Raw genomic sequence first — 2,531 nt, forward strand, 5'->3', positions numbered from 1 at the left:
CTTATTACGGGTTTAAAAAGGAACATGAAGAATTGCCTTATGTCAATGAACGACAAGATATTGCTCCGAAAAAGGTCCATCATTGAAACCATAAACGACGAACTAAAAAACATCTGTCAGGTTGAACATTCACGCCACAGGTCTTTCGGAAATTTCCTCACAAACCTGATTTCCGGCTTGTTAGCTTATTCATTTCTTCCAAAGAAACCATCAATAAAATATGATGTAGAACAAACTTTTGGACAATTGGCTCTTTATTAACCCGTTGCTTATATCGAACTCAGGTTATTAGATATTTGTAACAAACAGTACTGAGAGATGATATTACAGAAGGAAATAATTACTTTGGCAGCAAAGCACGGAGTTGTAAAATCCACGATTGACAAAGATTGGGCTTTAGGGCATTTTCTCGATGCCATCTATTCGGTAGGGGAAATACGGGAAAATCTCATTTTCAATCCGTAAAACTGGTATTGAAAGATTGGTTCTACGCGTTTCTGGTCAATGAGTAATTTAGTAATATGTCAAGGTATTAACAATCCTTCAATATCAGTAAGAATTTGCACCCAACTTTCCACCCAACTTCTGTTTGTTTCCACCCAACTTTTTTAATCTACTTTGTTTAAGGGGTTATTTGGAGTGGAGTGATTCTTACACTCAAATTTCCGACCAAGTTATTTCGCTTCCCGGAACGGTAAAGGGGAACTCGCTTTTCGTGGCTCGTTTCCTTCGGATGCGTTCAGCTTTTCCCTTTCCAAATCACACATGCTCTCCGCTCGGAAAACCAGACATGCACCCGTTGACCTCATCCGGGACAGCTCAATGCCAGTACGCCAAAAATTTAAGTTTAACGGCGTGCCAGATGCCATAAAAAGTCTGCAAGGCAGCAGCAATCTATTATGAATGATTTCAAGAGTTTAAAGCCGATTTCAGTTTACTCTACAAAACAAGCCGTTGATGATGGTTTTCTGATTCAAGTTGATCAAAAGATTTCCCAGGAAGCTGGGATCCGTCATCCGGTTTACCTGACCCGCACTGTTTGGGATAAATATGTTGAAGTTCCCATGGGAATGGAATGGCATCAGGACGAAGCAGGCCGGTTATGGGATGTACTGTTTATGTTTGCCTTTTTCGCCCGGAAGGAATCTTCTTCCCACTTGCTTTTTAAGTTGCTGGTCCAACTTCCGGATGACGGTGATTGGGAGCAGAACGAAAAAGTAGCAGAAAGATCGAACCGGCTGTTTCGGAAAGTCACTCTCAAAGCCCTGATTACAGCCCGTGATTTTGACGATCCATCGCCGGCGATTTTCATTATGAAACCATTTGAAGATTAGTCCATTCTGATGATTTGAGACACCGGGGGCCGAGTGCCCCTTTTTTGTTCGTTCTCTTGGTTTTTAGCAGAACGTGATTTTTAAAAAAGTTTATCGAGACTCTAATTTTTGGTTCCCCTTTTATTTCAACTTCAAGCAAGTGAAGGAATGTGGAGGGCTTGTCTTTAGAAGAGAAAAAGGGTTTCCGTTTGTGTTCTGGAAACTGGTGGGTAAGGAAGGCAAAGACGGCAGTATTGATAGAGTGAATTAAAGCTCCATTTATTGCTCTCAAAAATCGAGGCGAAACCAGCACCTAAAATTCATCCCATCCAAAAACGAATCATTGTGAATTTGGTATGCTAGCTTGAAGGTTTTTAAGCATATACTTTTCGTGAGCCTCCATAATCTTATTGATGAGAGGAAATAATTGAATTTGCGAAATAGCCATTCCTTTTTCAAATTCAACTTCGCCGGTTACCTTATAGTGCAACCTGCCAGTACATGTGAGCCAGGTCGGCTGTATTATCGTATATTCAAGGCCCGAATTTCTTATGGTATCTGCTATTTTCTTGTAGGGGATTACAATCGGAGTCAAAGGAGTTTCATAAACAGCAATTGGGCATATTACAATAATGCGCTTTACGTGGGTTTCCTTCATCGCAGTTGTAATATTCCGGGATGCCTCTCCTGAATGACCTGTCAAATTTAAAAATACGATATCGTGTCTGGCTATTGATCGTGTTAAAGCACGGTGATCCTGTGAGTCACCTTCTATTATTCTGACATTGTCAACATTCGTTTTGAATCCACGTTTCGCAGGTCTCAAAAACAACGTCAGGCGAATATTGCTTTGCGTCTGTAATTCTTCAATCACATGGTTGGCAAGATCACCATTTACTCCGATAAAAATTAGCTTCTTGATGGCTTTAAGTTGTTAATTGTGGAACCTGACCGCTCGTGGTAAAAGATCTCAATTAATTATGTATGAAGTTTAGGAAGGGGCTGGCGTCTATTATGGATTGCAGCCCCTTTGCCCAATTAGCTTTTCAATGTTGCCATATCGACGACAAAGCGATATTTCACGTCACCCTTTTCCAATCTTTCAAAAGCGTCATTGATCTGATCAACTTGGATCAATTCAATATCGGCCGTAATATCGTGATTGGCACAGAAGTCCAACATCTCTTGTGTTTCCTTTATTCCTCCAATATTTGATCC

The 2,531-nt window shown here is 40.6% G+C and carries 3 protein-coding genes and 1 pseudogene; 2 read left to right on the forward strand and 2 right to left on the reverse strand.

The genetic code is table 11. From position 1 onward, the window contains the following. Both AAC033_RS18975 and AAC033_RS18980 read left to right on the forward strand, forming a co-directional pair. Positions 1-261: transposase (locus AAC033_RS18975; RefSeq protein WP_339741130.1), on the forward strand; the 261-nt coding region annotated here is incomplete at its 5' end. Between the two features lie 638 nt (positions 262-899). Beyond that, the gene (locus AAC033_RS18980; RefSeq protein WP_339741132.1) at positions 900-1,334 is read left to right on the forward strand and encodes a DUF6573 family protein; all 435 of its coding nucleotides are present in this window, start codon (positions 900-902) and stop codon (positions 1,332-1,334) included. Between the two features lie 319 nt (positions 1,335-1,653). Here the strand turns inward: AAC033_RS18980 and AAC033_RS18985 are convergent, their stop codons facing one another. Together AAC033_RS18985 and AAC033_RS18990 are read right to left on the reverse strand one after the other, a co-directional pair. Further along, complete coding sequence (locus tag AAC033_RS18985; RefSeq protein ID WP_339741134.1) at positions 1,654-2,235, reverse strand: NAD(P)H-binding protein; 582 nt, start codon at positions 2,233-2,235, stop codon at positions 1,654-1,656. Between the two features lie 116 nt (positions 2,236-2,351). After that, a pseudogene (locus AAC033_RS18990) lies at positions 2,352-2,531 on the reverse strand (NAD(P)-dependent alcohol dehydrogenase); the annotation flags it as partial.

This window comes from uncultured Sunxiuqinia sp. (assembly GCF_963974515.1).
Taxonomy (GTDB): Bacteria; Bacteroidota; Bacteroidia; order Bacteroidales; family Prolixibacteraceae; genus Sunxiuqinia.